Origin of the sequence: Pseudoduganella plicata, from assembly GCF_004421005.1 — a bacterium.
Lineage (GTDB): Bacteria > Pseudomonadota > Gammaproteobacteria > Burkholderiales > Burkholderiaceae_D > Rugamonas > Rugamonas plicata.
This window is the reverse complement of the sequence record NZ_CP038026.1, coordinates 528,830-549,878: the sequence shown is the minus strand read 5'-3', so window position 1 is coordinate 549,878 and position 21,049 is coordinate 528,830. Positions and strand designations below refer to the sequence as shown.

At 65.7% G+C, this 21,049-nt stretch carries 20 protein-coding genes, 1 tRNA gene and 1 pseudogene; 9 read left to right on the top strand and 13 right to left on the bottom strand.

The annotated features are described in order from the left end of the window. Positions 1-300 precede the first annotated feature (300 nt). From E1742_RS02335 to E1742_RS02320, 4 genes are all read left to right on the top strand, one after another. The gene (locus E1742_RS02335) at positions 301-873 is read left to right on the top strand and encodes a hypothetical protein (RefSeq protein ID WP_134383368.1); all 573 of its coding nucleotides are present in this window, start codon (positions 301-303) and stop codon (positions 871-873) included. A 64-nt stretch (positions 874-937) separates the two neighbouring features. After that, positions 938-1,699, top strand: coding sequence for a sterol desaturase family protein (locus E1742_RS02330; protein WP_134383366.1), 762 nt, complete (start codon positions 938-940; stop codon positions 1,697-1,699). Then, entirely contained in the window at positions 1,696-2,229 is a 534-nt protein-coding gene (locus E1742_RS02325) for a hypothetical protein (protein WP_134383364.1), read from the top strand. The genes E1742_RS02330 and E1742_RS02325 overlap by 4 nt, the downstream gene beginning before the upstream one ends. Next, positions 2,226-2,729, top strand: coding sequence for a hypothetical protein (locus E1742_RS02320; protein WP_134383362.1), 504 nt, complete (start codon positions 2,226-2,228; stop codon positions 2,727-2,729). Before E1742_RS02325 ends, E1742_RS02320 begins: the two co-directional genes overlap by 4 nt. Here E1742_RS02320 and E1742_RS02315 read toward each other — a convergent pair. From E1742_RS02315 to E1742_RS02285, 7 genes are all read right to left on the bottom strand, one after another. Then, a complete protein-coding gene (locus E1742_RS02315; protein WP_134383360.1) occupies positions 2,721-3,647 on the bottom strand; it encodes an alpha/beta hydrolase in 927 nt (308 codons plus the stop codon). The genes E1742_RS02320 and E1742_RS02315 overlap by 9 nt on opposite strands. 72 nt (positions 3,648-3,719) lie before the next feature. Beyond that, positions 3,720-5,177 (bottom strand): Gfo/Idh/MocA family protein, encoded by a 1,458-nt coding sequence (locus tag E1742_RS02310; protein ID WP_134383358.1) that lies wholly within the window; start codon positions 5,175-5,177, stop codon positions 3,720-3,722. A 148-nt stretch (positions 5,178-5,325) separates the two neighbouring features. Continuing rightward, on the bottom strand, positions 5,326-6,927 hold the full coding sequence (locus E1742_RS02305) for a glycosyl hydrolase family 18 protein (RefSeq protein WP_134383356.1): 1,602 nt from the start codon (positions 6,925-6,927) through the stop codon (positions 5,326-5,328). Positions 6,928-7,176: 249 nt separating this feature from the next. Further along, positions 7,177-7,251: transfer RNA gene (locus E1742_RS02300), tRNA-Val, on the bottom strand. A 46-nt stretch (positions 7,252-7,297) separates the two neighbouring features. Further along, the gene (gene dnaQ / locus E1742_RS02295) at positions 7,298-7,999 is read right to left on the bottom strand and encodes a DNA polymerase III subunit epsilon (protein WP_134383354.1); all 702 of its coding nucleotides are present in this window, start codon (positions 7,997-7,999) and stop codon (positions 7,298-7,300) included. A 65-nt stretch (positions 8,000-8,064) separates the two neighbouring features. Then, positions 8,065-8,505, bottom strand: a complete 441-nt coding sequence (rnhA, locus tag E1742_RS02290) for a ribonuclease HI (protein WP_134387937.1) — start codon at positions 8,503-8,505, stop codon at positions 8,065-8,067. Positions 8,506-8,557: 52 nt separating this feature from the next. Further along, positions 8,558-9,382, bottom strand: coding sequence for a class I SAM-dependent methyltransferase (locus tag E1742_RS02285; RefSeq protein ID WP_134383352.1), 825 nt, complete (start codon positions 9,380-9,382; stop codon positions 8,558-8,560). 18 nt (positions 9,383-9,400) lie between these two features. Here E1742_RS02285 and gloB point away from each other — a divergent pair, with 18 nt between their 5' ends. Then, entirely contained in the window at positions 9,401-10,246 is an 846-nt protein-coding gene (gene gloB, locus E1742_RS02280) for a hydroxyacylglutathione hydrolase (protein ID WP_229466452.1), read from the top strand. 24 nt (positions 10,247-10,270) lie between these two features. After that, positions 10,271-10,918, top strand: a complete 648-nt coding sequence (locus tag E1742_RS02275; protein ID WP_134383350.1) for a 2-hydroxychromene-2-carboxylate isomerase — start codon at positions 10,271-10,273, stop codon at positions 10,916-10,918. A 77-nt stretch (positions 10,919-10,995) separates the two neighbouring features. Here E1742_RS02275 and aceB read toward each other — a convergent pair whose 3' ends face one another. Then, a complete protein-coding gene (gene aceB / locus E1742_RS02270) occupies positions 10,996-12,585 on the bottom strand; it encodes a malate synthase A (RefSeq protein WP_134383348.1) in 1,590 nt (529 codons plus the stop codon). Positions 12,586-12,720: 135 nt separating this feature from the next. On the opposite strand from aceB, the gene E1742_RS02265 reads away from it, so the two are divergent. Next, positions 12,721-13,644, top strand: coding sequence for a LysR family transcriptional regulator (locus tag E1742_RS02265; protein ID WP_134383346.1), 924 nt, complete (start codon positions 12,721-12,723; stop codon positions 13,642-13,644). A 580-nt stretch (positions 13,645-14,224) separates the two neighbouring features. On the opposite strand, the gene E1742_RS02260 is transcribed toward E1742_RS02265, so the two are convergent. The 5 genes and pseudogenes from E1742_RS02260 to E1742_RS02240 all read right to left on the bottom strand — a co-directional run bounded on the left by E1742_RS02260 (position 14,225) and on the right by E1742_RS02240 (position 17,828). Continuing rightward, positions 14,225-14,428 (bottom strand): cold-shock protein, encoded by a 204-nt coding sequence (locus tag E1742_RS02260; protein WP_134383344.1) that lies wholly within the window; start codon positions 14,426-14,428, stop codon positions 14,225-14,227. Between the two features lie 321 nt (positions 14,429-14,749). Beyond that, complete coding sequence (locus E1742_RS02255; protein WP_134383342.1) at positions 14,750-15,088, bottom strand: Hpt domain-containing protein; 339 nt, start codon at positions 15,086-15,088, stop codon at positions 14,750-14,752. 12 nt (positions 15,089-15,100) lie between these two features. Continuing rightward, positions 15,101-15,751, bottom strand: a complete 651-nt coding sequence (upp, locus tag E1742_RS02250; protein ID WP_134383340.1) for a uracil phosphoribosyltransferase — start codon at positions 15,749-15,751, stop codon at positions 15,101-15,103. 111 nt (positions 15,752-15,862) lie between these two features. Next, positions 15,863-17,550, bottom strand: a pseudogene (locus E1742_RS02245) (isovaleryl-CoA dehydrogenase). A 32-nt stretch (positions 17,551-17,582) separates the two neighbouring features. Beyond that, on the bottom strand, positions 17,583-17,828 hold the full coding sequence (locus tag E1742_RS02240; RefSeq protein ID WP_134383338.1) for a hypothetical protein: 246 nt from the start codon (positions 17,826-17,828) through the stop codon (positions 17,583-17,585). On the opposite strand from E1742_RS02240, the gene E1742_RS02235 reads away from it, so the two are divergent. Then, positions 17,809-19,560 carry a putative bifunctional diguanylate cyclase/phosphodiesterase gene (locus tag E1742_RS02235; protein WP_134383336.1) on the top strand — a complete coding sequence of 584 codons (1,752 nt, stop codon included), beginning with the start codon at positions 17,809-17,811 and terminating at the stop codon, positions 19,558-19,560. The genes E1742_RS02240 and E1742_RS02235 overlap by 20 nt on opposite strands. Then, a complete protein-coding gene (locus tag E1742_RS02230; protein ID WP_134383334.1) occupies positions 19,557-21,047 on the top strand; it encodes an HDOD domain-containing protein in 1,491 nt (496 codons plus the stop codon). The genes E1742_RS02235 and E1742_RS02230 overlap by 4 nt, the downstream gene beginning before the upstream one ends. The last annotated feature ends 2 nt before the right edge of the window (positions 21,048-21,049 follow it).

Genomic DNA, 21,049 nt, shown 5'->3' with positions numbered 1-21,049 from the left:
AGCAGCATGGCCAGGCACCACATTAATACTAATCGCAGACATTCTTTCTTCGCTATCTTACATTTTATAGCGTTGCGATACAGAGGGAATGTAAGGATGCTACTAGACTGTTCAGTCTCGTGCGATCATATTCCCCGTCGTAGCAATCCAGGCGCTCAAGGACTGGCAGAAGCGCAAACCCGAATTATTCGTTAAACGCGTTTATGATCACACGGGACTTGACAACTAGACCTCTCTATTGGCATGCGCTTTTCACCCCGCAGGACAAGACCGGCGCGCCGGCCGGGAATGAAGGAACTTATGCGCGCGTCGCTGCTTTTCGCCGTCTTGGTGCACATCGTGCTTGGCTGCTGCGAGGCGGCAGCCGGCGCCCCCTCATCGCACTTGGTCACATTCGACGTGAAAGGCCGCGGCACCATTTGCGTGAACGCGCCAGGTGCGCCGAAGCTGGCCACGCCGTGCCCCAAGCGATACGGTCCGGCACAGCAGGACCGTCCTCTCGCGCGAGCCATGCGCGGCGCGGACGAGACAACTGTCGTCCTGCATTATCAGGACGACGGCAAAAGCTACCTAGTCTTTCTCGTCAGCGTTCCGTCGAATCCAGCGCAGCGCGCCAGCCATTGCGGGGCGGGCTATGAAGACAGCCTCGTGTCCGCGCGGATCCATGGCGGCACACTCCACCTGACTGACCGGCTGCTGTTCCAGAGCTGCCTTGCATCGCTCACGCTGGACCGCGGGCGGCCCGACAATGTAGTAAAGGCGCTTATGGTCGATAGCGAGTGCCGGCAAATCAGCTTCCGGCGCGAATTTGCAGCGCAGGACACCGTGATCCGGCTACGGTCCGGCACCTTCGAGGAAGCGCCGACGCCGTGATGTTGACATCCCCACGACCCACCCCGATACTGCCGGGCTGGCGGCCCAATGTCCCGATTACCACATGACCGAACTCCTCGCCCTCCCCATCATCGGCCTCGCCTTCGTCGCCCTCTTCTGCCGCGAAGTCATCGCACCGGCATCGCGCAACCGCTGCGACCGGCGCTGGCTGCTGCTCGCCAGCGCGTCAGGCTTTGCGACCGTTGTCGTCATGCTGGTCGCAGGCTACGTCTTCAGCACCGTCATCCACGACGTCGCGCTGTTCGACGCGGGTGCCTGGCTGTCCGACCCGATGGTGGGCCTGGCCAGCTTCCTGCTGAACAGCTTTGTCTTCTACTGGTGGCACCGGCTGACGCACAAGTCCGACCTGCTGTGGCGCGTGGTTCACCAGCTGCACCACAGCGCCCGCCGCGTTGAGGCGCTGACGGCGTTTTACGCGCATCCCCTCGAAAGCGCTGCGGCCATCTGCATGAGCGGTTGCGTCAGTTATCTGATCCTGGGCGCCAGCCCCACGGCGGCGGCCATCGCGCTGCTGCTCACCGGGCTGTTCGACCTGTTCCTGCACAGCGATCTGCGCACGCCGCGCTGGCTGGGGTTCATCATCCAGCGGCCGGAAATGCACACTGTGCACCACCAGCTCGGTCACCATGCGCAGAACTATGGGCTGCCGATCTGGGACCTGCTGTTCGGCACGTGGACCAATCCGCGCGAGCGTTCGATGGTCCTGGGCTTCGACGGCGACAAGTCCGACCGCATCACCGACATGCTGCTGTGCCGCGACGTGCACCGCAGCGTAGCGCAATCGACACCACCTGAAACCCCATGAATATCCTGACCAGATTCCTCCTCTTGCCAGCGCTGTGCCTTGCCGCTGCCGGTACCGCCCTCGCCGACGTCGCCTCCACGCGCCAGGGCCTGCATCAGTGGCCCGCGCTGGGCGGCAAATTGTATATGGTGGCTGGTACCGTGGCCGACGTGCTGCGCTACCAGCGCACGATGACGTTCTATTTCCAGGACAAGTCGAGCGGCGACTGGAACGTCGTCCCGATCGCCGACGGTCCCGCCTCGTTGAGCGAAAGCTGGAACCACGTTGGCCGGGGCGAGACCACCGTGCGCGACGGCTTTGTCGCGGCGCGCGGTAACGACGTCTTCCTGGTCGAAGCGGCACTGGACGAAAAACGCGGCGGCGTGGACGCGACCTGGTACCGGCTGGCGAAGGACGATCCGGCGTACATCGATGGCCCGTCGGTCGTGCTCAAGCGCGTCGCGCGTGTGCCTTACCCGCGCGGGACCAGCGTCGAAGCGGTGCTGAAGAAGGAAGCGGTCGTGCCGCCGGCGCAGCGGAGCAAGCCATGAGGCGCGCACTGTTCGCGGCGCTCGCCCTGCTGGTGGCCGGTGCCACGACGGCCGCAGAGGCCCTGAAGCCGCTGCACACCAACGGCGAGGTGCTGCCCAACTCCTGCACCAGAGTGGGACAGGCCGCGCTGCGCGGCAAGCTGATGGCGCCAAAAGCCGCCGTCGTCAGGCCGGAGGATGCGTGGCGCCTCGTGCATACGCTGCTGTGCGCTCCCGCGACCGCGCAGTCCCGGGCGTACCTGCGCAGCCACATGGGCAAGACGGTCGAACAACTAGTGCAGGCGACCGGCATCGAGGACGAAACGTCGATTGTTGCCGTTGACGCCGGCCTGGTGAACAGTCTGCAGCAGAAGGGCTGGGCCTGGGAAGCCGAGATCGACGCCTACCCTGAAGATGTCACGGTGCGCTTCTGGTCGGACGAAGCGTCGGTGCGCAGCCGCACGCTGCGTTTCGAGGGCGGCATGTGGCGCATCGTCGCCACCATGGACGCCTCAGACTGAGGTCCCGCCGCCGACGAAGAACTCCAGCCCGCGCGCCATCGCCGGGAACATCGCCGAGCCGTGGTTCTCGTGTGCCAGCAGGTGGTACTGCACGCGCGCCAGCGCGCCGGGCATCTGGCGCAGCCGCGCTGCCAGTTCGTCGGCTTCCTCCACCATGCGCCGCTGCGCCGCGCGCGGGTCCGGATTACCAGGGGCTCCCGGCTTGATGGTCCCCCGTTCCAGCTCGCCAACCGTCAGCATCAGGGACGGCTTGTCCGGCAGCGTCGCCACGCGCTGGCGAAACCCCTCGATACCTTGCAGCACGACGCGCTCGCCATACCAGATCGACGGACTGGCGGCGAGATACGTCTGGAACGATGCGGGACGCGTGAAGAGCGCATGCAGCACGCACAGACCGCCATACGAATGGCCGAACAGCGCCTGCCGCGCCTTATCGATGGGGGCGAGCCCGCGAATCAGCGGCTTGAGTTCCCGCTCGATGAAATCGAGGAAGCGGTCGGCGCCTCCTTCGTTTCCTGCCGCGGCAGCGCCAGGCGGCGTGTAATCGCGGCCACGGGCCGGGTCGTAGTCGCGCTCCCTGGCGTAACCGATGCCGACAACAACCGGCTGATCCTGCCCCGTCAAGCCGGCGCGCCAACCCACCATGCGCGCCATCAGCGCCAGGCTGGGGAACGTGGCATTGCCGTCGAGCGCGTACAGCACCGGATGGCCCCTGTCCGGGCGCGGCCCATCGGGCACGCTGACAAGGATGCGGTAATGTCCCCCGGTCAGCGCGGAGGCGATATCGCGTTGGCGTGCCTGCTGCAGACCGGCTGGCTGCCATCCGCTCGCGGCTCGGGCTGGCGCCAGCGCCAGGGTGCCAAGCGCGAGACCGGCGCCCAGTACGCGGCGGCGAGTGGTACCTGATGGAAGACTCATGGCGTCCTTATGGATGAGAATACTTCTCATTCTATACGCGGACGCCGCCGGCGTCATGTCCTTGTCGCCCCGTCAGGGTATGCGCACCCGCAGCGGCATCGGCACCGCTGCCGTCCGATCCGGCATGGGCGCCACGTCCGGCGCGGTCAATCCCGTGACCATGTCGCCGATGCGAACCGTCCGTCCCGTCTCGAAGCACTGGTTGGCGGCGGCGCCGACGAGGATCGACCAGGCGCCGGCACGTTCGTCGGCCGCGCGCCGGTACTTGTCGACGGGCGCGTCGCCGAAGATTTCGCCCAGCATGACATCGTCGCCGCCGCCGTGACTGCCCGTCCCCGTCCAGGGCTCGATATCGCGTGGCGCTCCGCGCAACGGGATGATGCGCGTGGAGACCCCGGCACTCTTGCTCTGCACCTCGCTGGCGCCCGCCGCGCCGGCCTGCTCCACGATGCGGTGTTCCAGCCGGCCTTTGGTGCCGTTGAAGGCAATGTGATAGCCCTCCCACGCATCGTAGGCGGACAACGCGTAATTCAGTTGAGCGCCGTTGTCGTAGCGGACCATCACGTTCATCGTGTCCTCGATATTGATCTCGGGACGCCACACGCACTGGTCGCGGAAGTAGCCGTCGTGCTTCTCGTTGTCCAGGTACAGCGCTTTCAGGCCCGGGTCCGCGGCGAGGTCGAAGTAAAAGCTGCATTTCGCCTTCTCGGGACACGTCAGGCAGCGTTCATGGTGGCTTTGCAGTCCCATGCGCCGTGCCGTGGCGGGGGTGTAGAACTGGCGCGAGCCGAACGCGTGCACCTGCTCGGGCTGGGCGCCAAGCCACCAGTTGACCAGGTCGAAGTGGTGCGTGGACTTGTGGATCATCAGGCCGCCGGAATTGGCCTTGTCGCTGTGCCAGCGGCGGAAGTAGTCGGCGCCGTGCACGGTGTTGAGCAGCCAGGTGAAATCGACGGACAGCACGTCGCCGATCTCGCCGCTCATCAGGATGTCCTTGACCTGCGTGCGCGGTGGCGAATAGCGGTAGTTGAACGTGACGCGCACGTGCCGGCCCGTGCGTTTCACGGCATCGAGGATGCGCTGCGCCTTGGCCGCCGTCGTCGTCATCGGCTTTTCGGTGACGACGTCGCAGCCCGCTTCCAGCGCGCGGACAATGTAGTCGTCGTGCGCCGCATCCGTCGTCGTGACGATGACGTATTGCGGCTTTGTCTCGCGGATCATGCGCTCGAAGTCCGCGGCGGCGTAGGCGCGCGGTTCGCTGGCGCCCGTGGCGGCGATGAGCCGGGTCGCCAGCGCGCCGCGTCCCTGGTTGGTATCGCAAACCGCGACAATCTCGTTGCGGTCGCGGTATTTGCCCGTGATCGCAGCGGTGAACATGCGCGCGCGCGAGCCCACGCCGACGATGGCATAGCGCGTGCGCGGCGTGGCCGCATAGGCGCCCGTGGCCAGCAGCAGCCCCGCGGCACCGGCCGCCTTCAATACCGTGCGGCGGTTGACCGCCGCTGCCCTGTCCTGCGAAGCTTCATCCATTCCCGTCTCCTCGTTGGCATGCGCACGATGCGGCGCATTCCGGACGATGGTAGAGTTGACGGATCCAATTGGCAAGACCAGTTTTGTATCTGGCTGGACCAGTATGCAAACACTCGGGCGCATGCGCAACACGCCGCGCCGTTTGCCGTCAGAGGCCCTGCACGCGGATTTCCTTGACGGCACCGCTCCATGACGTCGGCCCGGTGCGGCCGGAAACGCGCACGCCCAGCACACCGGTCAGCGCGCCAGTGAACGTGTAGGACTGATCGGCCGCTGCCGCGCCGCCCGGATAGGCCTGCGATACGGCCCAGCCGGATTCGAGCCACCTGACGCCATCGGTGGTGTACTGCAGCGTGACGCCCGACTCGAAGAAGCCGTTGCCGTGGGTGTCGATGACGCCGTTGACGAACGTCACCGACGACACGGTCCTGGCGGCCGGGAACACGATGCCGGCCGCCTGCCACTTGCGCGAGCCGCCTTCGCCGTACGTATTCAGGGTAACGGAGGCGTTCACGCTGCCGTCGTGGACGGCAGCGGTGGCCACCCGATTGCCGTTGTCAGTGGCCCTGGCGTTCGACTTCCACACGTAGCCCGCACCCGCGGTGCCGATCGTGCCGCCGGTGTCGCCGCCGCCGACGCGCAGCCCTGTCGCCACCGCGCTCCAGAAGCCGGCATCCTCGTAGCCCATCGCCCACACGCTGGTGCCCGCCAGTTTGTACGCCCCGACGAGGGACGCCTTGGCGCCGATGCTTTGCGCATCGTCGTACCACAGCACCGGCTGCCGGGTCGTCGTGTCCCACCCGGTACCGTCGGGCTGGGGCGTGACGGTGCCCCACGTGGCATACGGCGTCGCGGCGTCCCCGTCGCGCAGTCGCGTCACGTTGCGGGCGCCGAGGATATCGTTGTAGCCCGGTGTGCCGTTGGTGCCCTTCCAGTATGCCTGCTTGCCCGTGCTGTAGTCATAGCCATAGGCTGGCAGCCCTTGCAGGATTTTGGCCGATGGTACGCGCGAGACCGCGTAGGCCAGCTTCGTCTTCATCCAGTCCAGCCCCGCCTGCGGCCCCGGCCACGTCCCCGACGGCGACGACGACCAGCCGGGGCCGACCTCGTCGTAGGTCATCACCTGGAAATAGTCGACAGCACTGCCCAGGGCCGCGTAGTCGTAGCCGTCCAGGTAGGACGGCTCCCTGTCGCCGCTCTTGGCAGGGATGCTGATGATCAGCTTCTTGCCCCCGCGATGCAGCGCGTCCGCCAGCGTGTGAATGAAGCCGGACAGTTGCGTCTTCATCCCGGGCTGCACCGCTTCCAGGTCGATGTTGATGCCGGCGAAATCGTCGGCATGGGCCAGCGCCACCAGATTGGCCACCGCGTTGGCGCGGCTGGCGGCGTCTTTCAGCACCGCATTGCTGACGGCCGGATCGAAGCCGCGATAGCTGTTGCTGTAGTCCGACACGGTCGGATACACCGGCAGCCCCTTGCCCCTGGCGAAACGGATGATGTTCGCCGTGGTGGGCGTCATGGCGCTGCTGTCGATGCGGCCGTCCGGCTGCAGCGCATACGTCGAGCCCAGGCCGACAGCGGACAGGCTGGCGTGGTGGGTTTGCAGGTTCACATAAGACTGGGCAATCTGGCCGTCGGTGTACGCCAGGACGAAGGGTGCATCGGCGGCGCCGGCGCCCATCGCGGCGGTTGCCAGGATGGTGCCGAGCGCCAGCGCGCGCAGGGAGGGGAATGGATTTGCAGTGGGCATGGTGGTCTTCCGGAAGATGAGCAAGACCCGCGGTCCCTGAAAGTTGAGCTCACGCTTCTGTCGCCGTCGGCCCCGGGGCGGTTCCATCGGCGGCGGGGGCCTCTTGCCGGGCCAATTGCGGATGGGCCGCGTGCGCCGGCAGCCGCTTCGGCGGCCTGAAGATCCCGCCGCACCGGAACTTCGAGCGGACGGTGCGCCGCTCCAATGCAAAAAGCCCGCAACAACCGTTGCGGGCTTTTTCATGAATCCTGGTGGGAAGTGCAAGTTTCGAACTTGCGACCCCTGCAGTGTGAATGCAGTGCTCTACCCCTGAGCTAACCTCCCGAAGAAGCATTATTATAGGGACCGACTTGCGCCGCGTCAAGGGCGATCAGGCAACCGGCGTACGCCAGATGCAAGTTCCTTTCATTGCCTTGTCGAGGCCGTTCAACAATTCCTCGTGCGCGGCCAGTTCGTCGCCGGATGCGCGTACGACCAGGATCTCAGCCAGTGCCACCTGTTCCAGCTCGATGCCGCCGGCGGACTGCTCTTCCTCGATGTCCATGCCCAGGCTGTTCTGGCCGCGCGTCATGGAGAGATAGACGTCCGCCAGCAGCTCCGCGTCCAGCAGCGCGCCGTGCAGCTTGCGGTGGGCGTTGGAGATGCCGTAGAAGTCGCACAGCGCGTCCAGCGAGTTGCGCTTGCCGGGGCGCAGCTCCTTGGCCTGCACCAGCGTGTCGATGACGCCGTTGATGTAGTCGTCGAACGGCGGCATGTTCAGCGCGCGGTACTCGTGGTTCAGGAACCCCAGGTCGAACGGCGCGTTGTGGATGATGACTTCGGCGCCCTGGATGTAGTCGCGCAGCTCCGCGGCGATTTCATGGAAGCGCGGCTTGTCGCTGAGGAACTCGGTGGTCAGGCCGTGCACCGCCAGCGCGCCCTCTTCCGAATCGCGGTCCGGGTTGATATAGCGGTGAAAGTTGTTGCCGGTCAGCTTGCGGTCGACCAGTTCGACGCAACCGATTTCAATGACGCGGTTGCCCAGCTTGGGGTTGATGCCGGTGGTTTCGGTATCGAGAACGATCTGACGCATGGATTCTTGAAGTAAGGAAAACAGCCGCGCAGTATAGCAAAGCGCGGCACGGGAAACCGGGCGGGTTATTTGCGACGCACAAGCTCGACGCCGCGGTTGGCCAGCATGTCGGCCCGTTCGTTGCCCGGGTGACCGTTGTGGCCGCGTACCCAGCGCCAGTCCACGCGGTGCACGGCCTGCGCCGCGTCGAGCGCCTGCCACAGGTCCGCGTTCTTGACGGGCTCCTTCGTGGACGTGCGCCAGCCACGGGCTTTCCAGCCGTGGATCCATTCGCTGATCCCCTTCTGCACGTACTGGCTGTCCGTGTGCAGCACCACTTCGCACGGACGCTTCAGCGCCCTCAGCGATTCGATCACGGCCTGCAACTCCATGCGGTTATTGGTGGTGTTCAGTTCGCCGCCAAACAATTCCTTCTCGGCGCCGGCGGCCACCATCAGGGCGCCCCAGCCGCCCGTGCCGGGATTGCCCTTGCAAGCGCCGTCCGTGAAAATCTCGACCCGGTCCAATACCGTGTCCACTGCGCGCATCGCGGCGTTCATCTCTTCTTGCATCGCTTCTTTACCCATCGCTTGACTTCTGACTCTCTAAAACGGAAATGGTTCCCCGTGCAACGGGCTCTTCATGTTTGTTCGCGGCCGGTACGGCGACAGGCGCCTTGCCCGACTTCTTGCTCCATGCCGGCCCGATCAGCCGCATGCCCTTGACCCGCTTGATGGACTGGACAACGTAGACCGCACCGAAATATGGCCACCAGCGCGTGCCCGCCCGGTCCATGAACGCGTAACGGGCCAGCCATGGCTCGGTGCGGCAGGCGGGCGCGTAGCAGCCGAAATGGCTGTGGCTGACGCCCATGTTCAGCAATTTTAACCAGTCTTTAATGCGGGGCATGGAAATGAGCTCGCCGGCCTCCGGCAGATAGTGGGCGCCGGTGATGCGCGCCGTCATCTTGCGCAGCCCCCACAGGCTGGCCGGATTGAAGCCGCAGATGATCAGCTGGCCTTCGGGAATCAGCACGCGCTCTACTTCGCGCAGCACCTGGTGCGGCTCGGCGGCGAACTCCAGCACGTGCGGCAATACGACCAGGTCCAGGCTCTGCGAGGCAAACGGCAGCTCGCTGGCGTCGAACGACAACGTGGCGGACCGGGCCGTCGCTGGCGGCGTCCCCCGCTGCAGCCGGGTGTCCGCCAGCCATTTGTTGGGCATGCGGCTGGCGGCCAGTGCGTCGATCTGCGGCGTGCCGATCTGCAGCGCGTTGAAGCCGAAGATGTCGGCCGTCAGCTCATCGAGCAGGCGCTGTTCCCAGGCGCGCACGTACGCACCGGCCGGCGTTTGCAGCCAGCTGTCCAGCGCTATAATGGATTTTTCAGATGTTGCGCTATCCATGCGTTCCCTTCAGAACCGATGACAAAACCCCTGCAGATGCCCGTGCAAACGCCGTTGCAAGTGCTGGCCGTTCCGGCGTTCAACGACAACTACCTGTGGCTGATCCATGATGGCCGCCACGCGGCCATCGTCGACCCCGGCGACGCCGCCCCGGTCCTTGCCGCCCTCGAGCGTCACGGCCTGACCCTTACCGCCATTCTACTCACCCACCACCATGCTGACCACATTGGGGGTGTTCCGCAGTTGTTGGAGCACGCATCGCAGCTGTCGGGCGACGCCACAGCGATCCACGCGCCGATTCCCGTGTTCGGGCCGGCCGGCGACGGCATTGCCGCCGTTACACGGCCGCTGGCGGAGGGCGACGTTGTCGATGTGCCGGGCCTCGACCTGACGCTGACGGTGCTGGACGTGCCGGGCCACACGCGCGGCCATATCGCTTACGCGTGCGACGGTGCGGCGCCGATGCTGTTCTGCGGCGACACGCTGTTTGCAGGCGGTTGCGGCCGTCTTTTCGAAGGCACGCCGGAACAGATGGCGGCGTCTCTGGACAAGCTGGCCGCCCTGGCGCCGTCCACGCAGGTGTTCTGCGCGCATGAATACACGCTGTCGAACCTGCGCTTTGCCGCGGCGGTCGATCCGGGCAACGCGGCGCTGGCCGACCGTATCGTGGCGGAATCGGCCAAGCGCGAGCGGGGCCTGCCGACGGTGCCCAGCACCATCGCGCTGGAACGCGCGACCAATCCTTTCGTGCGCTACCGCGAACACAGTATTGCAGAGACGCTGGCGCAGGCCGACAAGGTGGCACCGGGTGCGCCGCCGCTGGCCGTCTTTGCCGCACTACGCCAGTGGAAAAATACCTTCTGACTGACTTATGACACGAAGGACATCATGGAGACCGTCCCTTTTTACTACGATCCTGTCAGCCCGTTCGTCTGGCTGGCAACCAAACAGATAGCCCGCATCGAAGCGACGGGCGTGTACGTATCGGTCGAACCCGTGCTGTTTGCCGGCCTGCTGAAGGCGCACGGCACCAAGGGCCCGGCCGAGATACCGGCCAAGCGCGAGCAGACCTTCCGCGACGTGATGCGCCTTGCCGATGTGCAGGGACTGACGTTCAAGGGTCCGCCCGGCCACCCCTTCAATCCCCTGCTGGCCTTGCGCATGTGCACGGCCATTCCATCACCGTCGAGCCGCAAGCGTTTTGCCTTCGGGCTGGCGCAGTCCTGCTGGGAAAAGGGACTGGATATTTCGGACGCGGCCGTGCTGCGCCAGGTGGCGAAGGAATGCGACCTGAACGGCGAGGCACTGCAGGCTGCCGCCGCGACGCCCGACATCAAGGGGGCGTTGATCGCCGCCACCGACGAGGCCATCGCCCGCGGCGTCTTCGGCGTGCCGACATTTGCCTACCAGAACGAGCTGTTCTGGGGGGCCGACCGCATCGACGCGCTGCTGCGCCGGATCGGCGGGCATCGCGTCGACGAGGCGCGGCTGAAGGAGTTCCTGGCGCGGCCGGCGCTGGCGCAGCGCAGCCTCTGAGGCGCCGCCGGCGACAGAGACCGGCGGCAGACGATCGCGGACAGGCACCTGACGGCGCAGCTCAGGCGCCGGTCCTGTCAGATCTCCTCGTACAGCGGCAGCGTGAGGAACTCGGCAAACTGGTCGGACGTGGACATCTGCTCGAAGATGGTCGCGGCGCGGGCATAGTTCGGGCTGGCGCCATCCGGCGCGGCGCCCTGCACTTTCGGCAACTCTTCCGCGATCATGGCGCGCACCATCCCGGCCGTGACCTTGCGGCCGTCTTCCAGCACGCCCTTGTCGGAGCGGATCCATTGCCATACCTGGGAACGGCTGATCTCCGCCGTCGCCGCGTCTTCCATCAGGTTGTGGATGGGCACGCAGCCATTGCCACCCAGCCAGCTGCCCAGGTAGTGGATGCCGACATTGATGTTGTAGCGCAGGCCCCCTTCCGTGATCGGCGTCTCCGGCTGGAAGTTCAGCAGGTCGGCGGCCGTCACTTCGACGTCCGGACGCTGCTTGCCGATCTGGTTCGGGGCATCGCCCAGCACTTTCGTAAATTCCGTCATCGCCAGCTCGACCAGGCCCGGATGGGCGACCCAGCCGCCGTCGTAACCGTCGGTGGCGTCGCGTGCCTTGTCGTTGCGCACGCCGCCCATGGCGACCTCGTTCTTCTCCGGATCGTTCTTGATCGGGATCAGCGCGGACATGCCACCGATCGCCGGCGCGCCGCGCTTGTGGCAGGTCTTGAGCAGCAGCAGCGCATAGGCGCGCATGAACGGCGCCGTCATCGTCACCTTCGGCCGGTCGGCCAGGCAGAACTCCTTGTCCAGCTTGAACTTCTTGATGCAGCTGAAGATGTAATCCCAGCGGCCCGCGTTCAGGCCGGCGCTGTGTTCGCGCAGCTCGTACAGGATCTCGTCCATTTCAAAAGCGGCCAGGATGGTTTCGATCAGCACGGTGGCCTTGACGGTGCCTTGCGGCAGGCCCAGCTCCTCTTGCGTCATGACGAAAATATCGTTCCACAGCCGCGCTTCCAGGTGCGACTCCATCTTCGGCAGGTAGAAGTACGGGCCGGCGCCGCGGGCCAGCTGCTCGCGGGCGTTATGGAACATGAACAGCGCGAAATCGAAGACGCCGCCGGAGACGCGCTTGCCATCCACCAGCACGTGCTTTTCGTCCAGGTGCCAGCCGCGCGGACGTACGACCAGCGTTGCCGTCTTGTCGTTCAGCTTGTACGATTTGCCGTTCTGTTCCAGCGCAATGGTCTTGCGCACGGCGTCCATCATATTGATCTGGCCGTCGATCTGGTTGCGCCAGTTCGGCGTATTCGAGTCCTCAAAGTCCGTCATATAGCTGTCCGCACCAGAATTGAGCGCATTGATGACCATCTTGCGCTCGACGGGCCCGGTGATCTCGACGCGGCGGCATTCCAGCGCCTCCGGTATCGGCGCGATCTTCCAGTCACCGGCGCGGATATGCGCCGTCTCGGGCAGGAAGTCGGGCCGCTCGCCCGCATCCAGCCGGCGGGCACGTTCGGTGCGGGCCGCCAGTAGTTGCTGCCGGCGCGGCTCGAATTCACGCGACAGCTTCGCCACCAGCGCCAGCGCTTCCGGCGTCAGCACGCGTTCGTAGCTAGGCGCGATGTCACCTATAATTTCCATTCCTGGCGGTAAGGTAATACGCATGTCATTCTCCTGAAGAGGGGTTGCAATCCGGATGTGCAATGCACTTGTTTTCCAGTATATTGACTAAACACTTATGTAAACAAGACAATTAATCACTTCATCTGTGCGTTTTTGTCATAGATGGAGCCGTATCGCATGGGACAGTTCAGACAGATTTCCACATTCGTCGAAGTCGTGGCCCGCGGCAGCCTGTCTGCCGCCGCCCGCGCCGAGGGCATCGCGCCGGCCATGATCGGCCGCCGCCTGGACGCGCTGGAAGCGCGCCTGGGCGTCAAGCTGCTACAGCGTACCACGCGCAAGCTGGCGCTAACCGACGAGGGCGCCGCCTTCCTGGAGGATTGTCAGCGCATCCTGGCGGAGCTGGAGTCGGCCGAAGCGGCCGTGTCGGAACGCAGCGCGCGTGCCACCGGACACCTGCTGATCTCCGCACCGGCCGGCTTCGGGCGCCAGCACGTGGCGCCGCTGGTTCCGTCGTTCGTGGCCGAGCACCGCGACGTGACCGTTACCCTGAATCTGAACGATCGTGTCGTCGACCTGATCGGCGAAGGCGTCGACGTGGCGATCCGCATCGCCAGCCTCTCCGACTCGAACCTCGTCAGCGTGAAGCTGGCGGACAACCACCGCGTCGTCGTCGCCACGCCCGCCTACCTGAAGCGGCACGGCGTGCCGGCGACACTGGACGACCTTGCCCGGCACAACTGCATGGCCATCAGCAGCGACGGCAGCCAGCGTGGCTGGACGTTTCTCGACGGTGATAAGACCGTCACGTTGAAGGTAGGCGGCAATATGAGCTGCAACGACGGCGCCGTGCTGCACGACTGGGTACTGGCCGGCAAGGGCCTGGCATGGCGCTCCATGTGGGAGGTGGGCGGCGATATCGAGGCGGGCCGCCTGCAAACCGTGCTCGACAGCTACGCCGCGCCCGGCAACGATATTTATGCGGTGTTCGCGCAACGACGCCACCTGCCGCTACGCATCCGGGCGTTTGTCGACTTCCTGCGGCGCACCTATGGGCAGCCCGGGTACTGGGGCGCCGGCGACGGCATACGTGCCACTTGAGAAGCGCATGCCCATTGTCGAGTCTGTGTCCACGTTGGGTCACACCCGACAGGGACAGGAACTCGGCCGCTTAACGGCTGATTTCACCTGGCTGTAACGCCGCGCCAGGTTCCAGGGCGTGGGCACATGCCGGAGCGCTCGCAAGCACGGCTGTTACGTTGCTCGTCTGACTGGCGCGGGTGGACGCTGTTGCGAACGTATGCAGGAGATATCCACGACGCGAGGGCGGTGGAGAAGTTGACGCGCGAGGGCAAGTCACTGGTGCCAATCGGCATGCTTGCTGTCGGGCCGATGTCTTATAGCTGAGTTTGTGCACATGTCGGCGTGTGACCGGGGGTGGACAGGGGCTCGGCTGTTGGTATGGGCATCGGTGCGCGACGCATCGGCAGCCCCTGGGCACGGCGTTCTGTACGGCGACGGCAACGGGAGAGATACCTCGTCAGCCGCCCGATGTTACTGTCGAGGTTGTGACAGTTTTTGTGCCTGACCCCGATGTTGTCACGGGCGCGGCGGCGGGAGGCGTCGGGGCAAAAAAAATCCCCGGGAACCGAGGATTTTTTGTTTCGTTAGATCCAGCGTATTACAGAGGCTGAATGTTCGAAGCTTGCTTGCCTTTCGGACCAGCGGTCACTTCGAAAGATACGCGTTGGTTCTCTTGCAGAGATTTGAAGCCGGTGCTTTGGATCGCCGAGAAGTGAGCGAACAGATCTTCGCCGCCTTCGTCAGGGGTGATGAAGCCAAAACCCTTCGAATCATTGAACCATTTTACGATACCAGTTGCCATTACAATTCCTATTACAGTTAAATGAGCTTGCGCCCGTGATATCGTTTGAAGCAAGTATGCAATGGCAGACTAACTGCACTACCCTTGAATCTAAACGATCCCGCATTATACCGAATACGGCGCCAAAAGCACGTCACGAGTCACGGTTTCAGCACGTTTTTGCGAAAATATTTGCGAAAGTCGAGCTAAATGTGGAGCCCCGGCAAGAAAATTCCCTCCGTGAATCACTATTGTTGCTCTCCGTCGCTGCTTCGCCCGGCATGTGTGTAACTATAGACAATAATCATGTCCCGTGTTTGACATATGTCAATCGTGCGCAGACTAAAAAGGCTCGGCAGGGTCCTGTTGCGCCCACGCCAGATACCTGCGCACTTGCGGCACAATCGCCGTCCACTCCCACGCTCCCGCCATCGCTTCGCGCAGCAACCCCTCCAGCCGGCGGGCCTCGTCGCCCAGCGCCCGCAGCCCGAACGAGCCGGCGGAACCGGCCACCGCGTGCAGGCTTTCGTGCAGCGCTTCCAGTGCGCCCGGGCCCGGCGTATCGCCGGCCGCCAGCAGCGCCGCCTCGATCGCCGCCATGCGCTGCGGGACGGAGGCACGATATTTGTCGGCCAGCACCTGTAAATGCTGGCGGTAGCCGGGATCGGCGGGCGTGGCCATCCTGTCGCCGTCTTATTTCGTGCCGAAGATGCGGTCGCCCGCATCGCCCAGGCCCGGCACGATGTAGGCATGCTCGTTCAGGTGGGAGTCCAGCGACGCGCAATAGATCTTGACGTTCGGGTGGGACTTCTGGAATACCTCGATGCCTTCCGGCGCGGCCACCAGGGCCAGGAAGATGATCTGGTCGTCGCCGACGCCGCGGTTTTTCAGCACGTCGACGGCGTGCACGGCGGAGTTGCCGGTGGCGACCATCGGGTCGCACAGGATGAAGATGCGGTCGACCAGGTCCGGCAGGCGCACGAGGTATTCGACGGGCTGATGGGTGTCCGGATCGCGGAACACGCCGATATGGCCGACCCGGGCCGACGGCACCAGGTTCAGCAGGCCGTCGCTCATGCCGATGCCGGCACGCAGGATCGGCACGACGGCCAGCTTCTTGCCGGCGATAACGGGGGCGTCCACCGTCATCAGCGGGGTTTCGATTTCGCGCGTCGTCAACGGCAGGTCGCGCGTGATCTCGTAGCCCATCAGCAGTGTGATCTCCTTCAGGAGCTCGCGGAACGTGCGGGTCGACGTGGCCTTGTCGCGCATGTGGCTGAGCTTGTGCTGGATCAGCGGATGGTCGGTAATGAAGAGGTTGGGAAAACGGGGATCTTGTTTCATTTGATTGTTTCTTTGCTATCTGCGTTGTGCGATCGTTGTGTCGTTTGTGCCGCATTATCCCAGCCGCAGGCAAGCGCTGTCCATGTCTGCCGTGCCGGGCTGCCCTCTTCCCTATGCCGCGACCAGCGCCCGGGCCAGAATGTGCTCGCAATCCGTGCCCGCCGGCAGCCGCCCGTACGCGCCGCCGGGAGCATCCGCCAGCCGCGACGCAACAAACGCGGACGAGACGAACGCCGGCGCATGCAGCAGCAGGCCCGCCTGTACGGCCAGCACGATGCGCTCGGCCAGCAGTCGGGCACCGAACTCCGCTTCCGGTCCGGCTGGCGGTTGCGCCAGATCCGCCAGCAGCCGCCGGACGAATGCCGTGTAGTCGACATTGGCCGTGGCGGCAGCCGTCAGCTCCGCCGCCAGCGCCTGCGCCGGAGCGGGAGACCTGCTCAATGCGCGCAGCAGATCCAGGCACATCACGTTGCCCGACCCTTCCCAGATCGAATTGACGGGCAGTTCGCGGTAAAGACGTCCCAGTGAGCTGTCCTCGACGTAGCCGGTGCCGCCCAGCACCTCCATCGCCTCCGCGCCGAACGCCGGACCGCGCTTGCAGATCCAGTATTTCCCCGCAGGCGTCAGTATCCACGCCAGCGCCGCCGCCGCCGGATCGCCTGGGGCGTCGAAGCAGCGCGCCAGCCGCAGCGCGAAGGCCGTTGCCGCTTCCGATTCCAGCGCCAGGTCGGCGAGCACGTTGCGCATCAGTGGCTGGTCCGCCAGCGTCCGCCCGAAAGCGCAGCGGTGGCGCGCGTGGTGCAGCGCCTGCGTCAGCGCGGCGCGCATGATGCCCGTGCTGCCCAGCACGCAGTCCAGCCTGGTGTGGCTGCCCATTTCCAGGATGGTCGGGATGCCCCGTCCCGGCTGCCCCAGCAGCCAGCCGTAGGCGCCGGTGAACTCCACCTCCGCCGACGCGTTCGAGCGGTTGCCCACCTTGTCCTTCAGGCGCTGCACGCGCACGCCGTTGTGCGTGCCGTCGTCCAGGAACCGCGGCACGAGGAAGCACGACAGGCCCGCACTGCCACGGTCTTCCGTCCGCGCCAGTACCAGATGGGCATCCGCCTGCGGCGCCGAGAAGAACCACTTGTGGCCGACGAGCCGGTAGACGTCCTCGCCGTCGTCGCCAAACACGGCACGCGCCGCCGCCGGCGCCACGGGTTCGGCGCGGGTGGTATTGCTGCGCACGTCCGAGCCGCCCCGCTTCGCCGTCATCCCCATGCCGATCAGCGCGCCATGCTTGGCCGACACCGGCAGCGGGCGCGGATCGTACTCGCGCGAGAGGGTCTTCGGCAGCCAGCGCGCAGCCAGCCGCGGCGAGTGGCGCAGTGCCGGCACGCTGGCATACGTCATGGTGACAGGGCACTGCGAGCCGTTTTCCAGTTGGCCGAAGAGGATGTAACGGGCGGCCCGCGCCACCTGGGCGCCGGGCCGGGCGCTTCCCGTGGCGACGAATGCGCGCCTTCGCGGATCAGCAGCGCCATCAGCGCATGCCAGGCGGGATGAAAATCGACGTCGTCGATGCGGCGACCGGCCCGGTCGAAATGGTGCAGCACCGGTTCGTTGCCGTTGGCCTGGCGAGCCAGGTCCAGCGTGGCGGTGCGTCCGAGCCGTTCGCCCAGCGCCGTCAGCGACCTCACCGCGTCCGCCCCGCCTTCGCGCACCAGCGCCTCGCCCAGCGCGGGGTCGGCGGTAAAGAGGTTGACGTCGCCGAACGGTTCTACCTGGTTCAGGACTTCATGGGTGTCGAATCCGTTCACGCTGCCCTCCCCGATTGCGCTGTCGTTGCAGGCTAGCGGAAAGGCTCCGCTACCGCAAGCTCGGCGGGTCCGTGCAATGCCGACGAAAGATTGACCTGGAACAGCAATCCTGACCGGATCCGGCCATTTTCATGTTTATCGCAGTAAATGTTGCCTATTCCCATGTAATTGTTGACGGGGAGATGATACATTTCCTGCTGGCCCGGACGAGAGTGCGTGCGGGCCGTTCCGTAGCCGACCTGAAAGAACGAGCCCACGATGCAGTCCAGTACCGCCATCGCCCTGCAACCCGATGTGCCGCCGGCCTTCGACGCCTTGCTCGAGGAAGCGGGCGACGTCGTGTTCCGCGTCGACGCGCGCGGCGTCATCCGCTTTGCCAGCCGCCGCAGCGCGGCGCTGACCGACGTGCCGAAACTGAGAGGCCGCACGTTGCGTTCGCTGGTGTGCGAGTCCGACCATGAACGCCTCGCGGGGGCCCCGGGCACGGCCCTTGGCGGCGGCCTGGCGTGCGTCAACGTGCGCCTGCGCGCGCCGGACACGGACATCCCGTTCGCGCTGCGCGTCTCGTCGTTCGCCGCGGACGGGCTGCTGGTAGTGGGCCGCGACCTGTCTGCGCAGCACGCCAGCGAGGAATGCCTGCGCCATATGGCGACGCACGACGCACTGACGGACCTGCCCAACCGCCTGCTGCTGTCCGACCGGATCCGCACGACAATCGCCCATGCGCGCCGCACGGGCCTGGGTTTCGCCGTCGCCGCCGTCGGCCTGGACAACTTCAAGAAGGTCAACGACGGCCTCGGTCATCCGGCCGGCGATACAGTGCTGCGCACGGCCGCCGCGCGCCTGCGCCGCGTGCTGCGCGACAGCGACACGCTGGCCCGCATCGGCGGCGACGAGTTCGTCGCCGTCCTGCCGGGCACCTTCAACGAGGCGCAGATCCGGCTCGTGACGGGCCGTCTGCTGGCCGCGCTGCAGGCGCCGTTCGAGGTGGAGCAGCACACGGTCTATGTGGGCGCGTCCGTCGGCGTGGCCGTCTATCCGCTGCATGCCGAGGACGAGATACGCCTGGTGGCACTGGCCGACGCCGCCCTGTCGCGCGCCAAGGAGACGGGAAAGGCGCGCTGCGTCGTCTACACACCGCGCGCCAGCGGTCCGACGGAAGACGACATCTCGCTGGAGGCGGCCATGTTCAAGGCCGTGCGCGAGGGCGAGTTCATGCTGTACTACCAGCCCATCGTGGATGCGGCCACGCGCGAGATCGAAGGCTTCGAGACACTGATGCGCTGGAAGCACCCGACGATCGGCATGGTGCCGCCGGCCCGTTTCATCCCCCTCGCCGAGGCCAATGGGTTGATCAACCTGCTGGGGGCGTGGGCGCTGAAGGCAGCCTGCGTGCAGCTCAGACACTTCGAGGACGCGGCCCGCCGGCCTCTGTATATATCCGTCAATATCAGCCCGCGCCAGTTCCGCAGCGACAAATTCCTCGACGTGCTGGACGACGCGCTGGCCTATTCCGGCCTGCCGGGCGAGCGCCTGGTCCTGGAAATCACCGAAGGTACCCTGATGACCGACCCCGTACACGCCGAGGCGATACTTGGCAAGATGGCCGAGCGGCGCGCCCGGATCGCAATCGACGATTTCGGCACCGGCTACTCGTCGCTGGCCTACCTGAAGAATTTCCCCATCTCCGTGCTGAAGATCGACCGCGCCTTTATCCGCGACCTGCCCGGCTCGCAGAAGGACGGCGCCATCTGCAACGCGGTGCTGGACCTGGCCCGGCACCTGTCGCTGTCCGTCGTCGCGGAGGGCGTCGAGACGGAAGAACAGATGCAGTACATGGGCGAGCGGGGCTGCCGCTATGTTCAGGGCTACCTGACGGGCAAGCCGATGGCGGCCAACGTCGCTGTTGCCGCGCTGACGGAGCGCCATTACAGGGATGTGATTCGGGACGTGCGTAAAGACGTGACTCGGGACGCGATGCCGGAAAAGCCGCAACGGGTGGCAGGATGACGGAAAAGATCAAGGCCGGCAGCGCCGGCGAACAGACCCTTGCGCTGCTATGGGAGCGCAACCGCCGCCAGGGCGACATGCCCGGCTTTGCCAAGGCCATCGGCGCCATCCTGGGCGCCATGCGCGGCGAGGAGGACAGCCAGTTCAGCATGACGGAGACCGTGCTGGGCGACCCGGTGCTGACGCAGAAGGTGCTGCGCCTCGCCAACAGCGGCATGTATTCGGCGTTCGGCCAGCACGTCAGCACCGTGACGAAGGCCGTGCTGGTGCTGGGCACCGAGGCGATCGGCCATCTGGCACTGGGGCTGAAACTGATCGAGGAACTGTCGGTGGCGCGGCCCGACTCGGCCCACGCCCACATCGAAATGGAAAAGGCGCTGCTGGCCGGTCTGGTCGCGCGCGAACTGGCTGGCAGCGTGCACAGCCTGCACGCCGAGGAGGCGGTGGTGTGCTCGATGCTGCACACGCTGGGACGCATGATGGTGACCTTCTACATGCCGGAGGCGTGGCCGCGCCTGCAGCAGCTGGGAGGTGTGGGCAACGAGGATGCCGCGGCCGAAGCGCTGCTGGGCATCGGGCTGCCCGACATCGGCCGCGCCACGGCGTTGCACTGGGGCCTGCCGGCCAACCTGCTGGCAGGCATGCGCAGCATCGAGCCAATCGACCCGGATACGCCTGTAAGCCACGCCGACTGGATCGCCGCCATCTCGACCCTGGCGCGCCGCTGCGCCGAATCGCTATGGCACGACAGCGAGGAAGGCGCGGCCGAAGTGCGGCGCGTCACGGAACTCTACGCGCCGATGCTGGGCCTGGACACGGAACTGGCCGCCGGCGCCATCGCCCGCGCGCGCCAGACCGGCGCCGCCGACCTGTCGGTCGCACCGCTGTCGAAGCCCGCCGAACGGCGCGCCAGGGAGATGGCGCGTACGCGCCAGCGCGCGGCCGGCAACCGCATCCTGCAAAGCGGACTGGCGGAAATGCGCGACATGGCGGACAACGCCAGTCCCGGCCAGATGGTGTCGATCGCGCTGGAAACCGTCTACAAGGGTCTGGATTTTTCCCGCGCCGTCGCGTTCGTGCGCAACCGCCGCGAGAACCGCTACTCGGCGCGCATGTGCTTCGGCGAGTCGCTGAAGGACCAGCTGGAAGACATGTCGTTCGAGGACAGCTACCAGCCCAACGTGTTCCACGCGGCGCTCACCAGCGACCGCGTCATCTTCATCGAGAACGCGCGCGATCCGAAGTTCGCGGCCAAGCTGCCGCAATGGTGGAAAAGCACATTGGCCGAGGCGCGCAGCTTCGTCATCCTGCCGCTGACGTCGCACGGACAGCCGGCCGGCTTCCTGTACGGCGACTGGGACGAGACGTTCCCGCCCATCGACCTGTCGCAGCCGGAATTCGCGCTGCTCAACGACATGCGCGCGCTGGTGGTGCGGGCCGTCGAGCGGCGCCACCAGCTCGACGTCGAATCGAGCCGGGCCGCTTAGTG

What these genes read in the sequence shown, in the direction of transcription:
- E1742_RS02335 (WP_134383368.1), top strand. Translation starts at nt 301, where the DNA reads ATGCGCGCGTCGCTGCTTTTCGCCGTCTTGGTGCACATCGTGCTTGGC.
- E1742_RS02330 (WP_134383366.1), top strand. Translation starts at nt 938, where the DNA reads ATGACCGAACTCCTCGCCCTCCCCATCATCGGCCTCGCCTTCGTCGCC.
- E1742_RS02325 (WP_134383364.1), top strand. Translation starts at nt 1,696, where the DNA reads ATGAATATCCTGACCAGATTCCTCCTCTTGCCAGCGCTGTGCCTTGCC.
- E1742_RS02320 (WP_134383362.1), top strand. Translation starts at nt 2,226, where the DNA reads ATGAGGCGCGCACTGTTCGCGGCGCTCGCCCTGCTGGTGGCCGGTGCC.
- E1742_RS02315 (WP_134383360.1), bottom strand. Translation starts at nt 3,647, where the DNA reads ATGAGTCTTCCATCAGGTACCACTCGCCGCCGCGTACTGGGCGCCGGT.
- E1742_RS02310 (WP_134383358.1), bottom strand. Translation starts at nt 5,177, where the DNA reads ATGGATGAAGCTTCGCAGGACAGGGCAGCGGCGGTCAACCGCCGCACG.
- E1742_RS02305 (WP_134383356.1), bottom strand. Translation starts at nt 6,927, where the DNA reads ATGCCCACTGCAAATCCATTCCCCTCCCTGCGCGCGCTGGCGCTCGGC.
- dnaQ (WP_134383354.1), bottom strand. Translation starts at nt 7,999, where the DNA reads ATGCGTCAGATCGTTCTCGATACCGAAACCACCGGCATCAACCCCAAG.
- E1742_RS02285 (WP_134383352.1), bottom strand. Translation starts at nt 9,382, where the DNA reads ATGGATAGCGCAACATCTGAAAAATCCATTATAGCGCTGGACAGCTGG.
- gloB (WP_229466452.1), top strand. Translation starts at nt 9,401, where the DNA reads ATGACAAAACCCCTGCAGATGCCCGTGCAAACGCCGTTGCAAGTGCTG.
- E1742_RS02275 (WP_134383350.1), top strand. Translation starts at nt 10,271, where the DNA reads ATGGAGACCGTCCCTTTTTACTACGATCCTGTCAGCCCGTTCGTCTGG.
- aceB (WP_134383348.1), bottom strand. Translation starts at nt 12,585, where the DNA reads ATGCGTATTACCTTACCGCCAGGAATGGAAATTATAGGTGACATCGCG.
- E1742_RS02265 (WP_134383346.1), top strand. Translation starts at nt 12,721, where the DNA reads ATGGGACAGTTCAGACAGATTTCCACATTCGTCGAAGTCGTGGCCCGC.
- E1742_RS02260 (WP_134383344.1), bottom strand. Translation starts at nt 14,428, where the DNA reads ATGGCAACTGGTATCGTAAAATGGTTCAATGATTCGAAGGGTTTTGGC.
- E1742_RS02255 (WP_134383342.1), bottom strand. Translation starts at nt 15,088, where the DNA reads ATGGCCACGCCCGCCGATCCCGGCTACCGCCAGCATTTACAGGTGCTG.
- upp (WP_134383340.1), bottom strand. Translation starts at nt 15,751, where the DNA reads ATGAAACAAGATCCCCGTTTTCCCAACCTCTTCATTACCGACCATCCG.
- E1742_RS02235 (WP_134383336.1), top strand. Translation starts at nt 17,809, where the DNA reads ATGCAGTCCAGTACCGCCATCGCCCTGCAACCCGATGTGCCGCCGGCC.
- E1742_RS02240 (WP_134383338.1), bottom strand. Translation starts at nt 17,828, where the DNA reads ATGGCGGTACTGGACTGCATCGTGGGCTCGTTCTTTCAGGTCGGCTAC.
- E1742_RS02230 (WP_134383334.1), top strand. Translation starts at nt 19,557, where the DNA reads ATGACGGAAAAGATCAAGGCCGGCAGCGCCGGCGAACAGACCCTTGCG.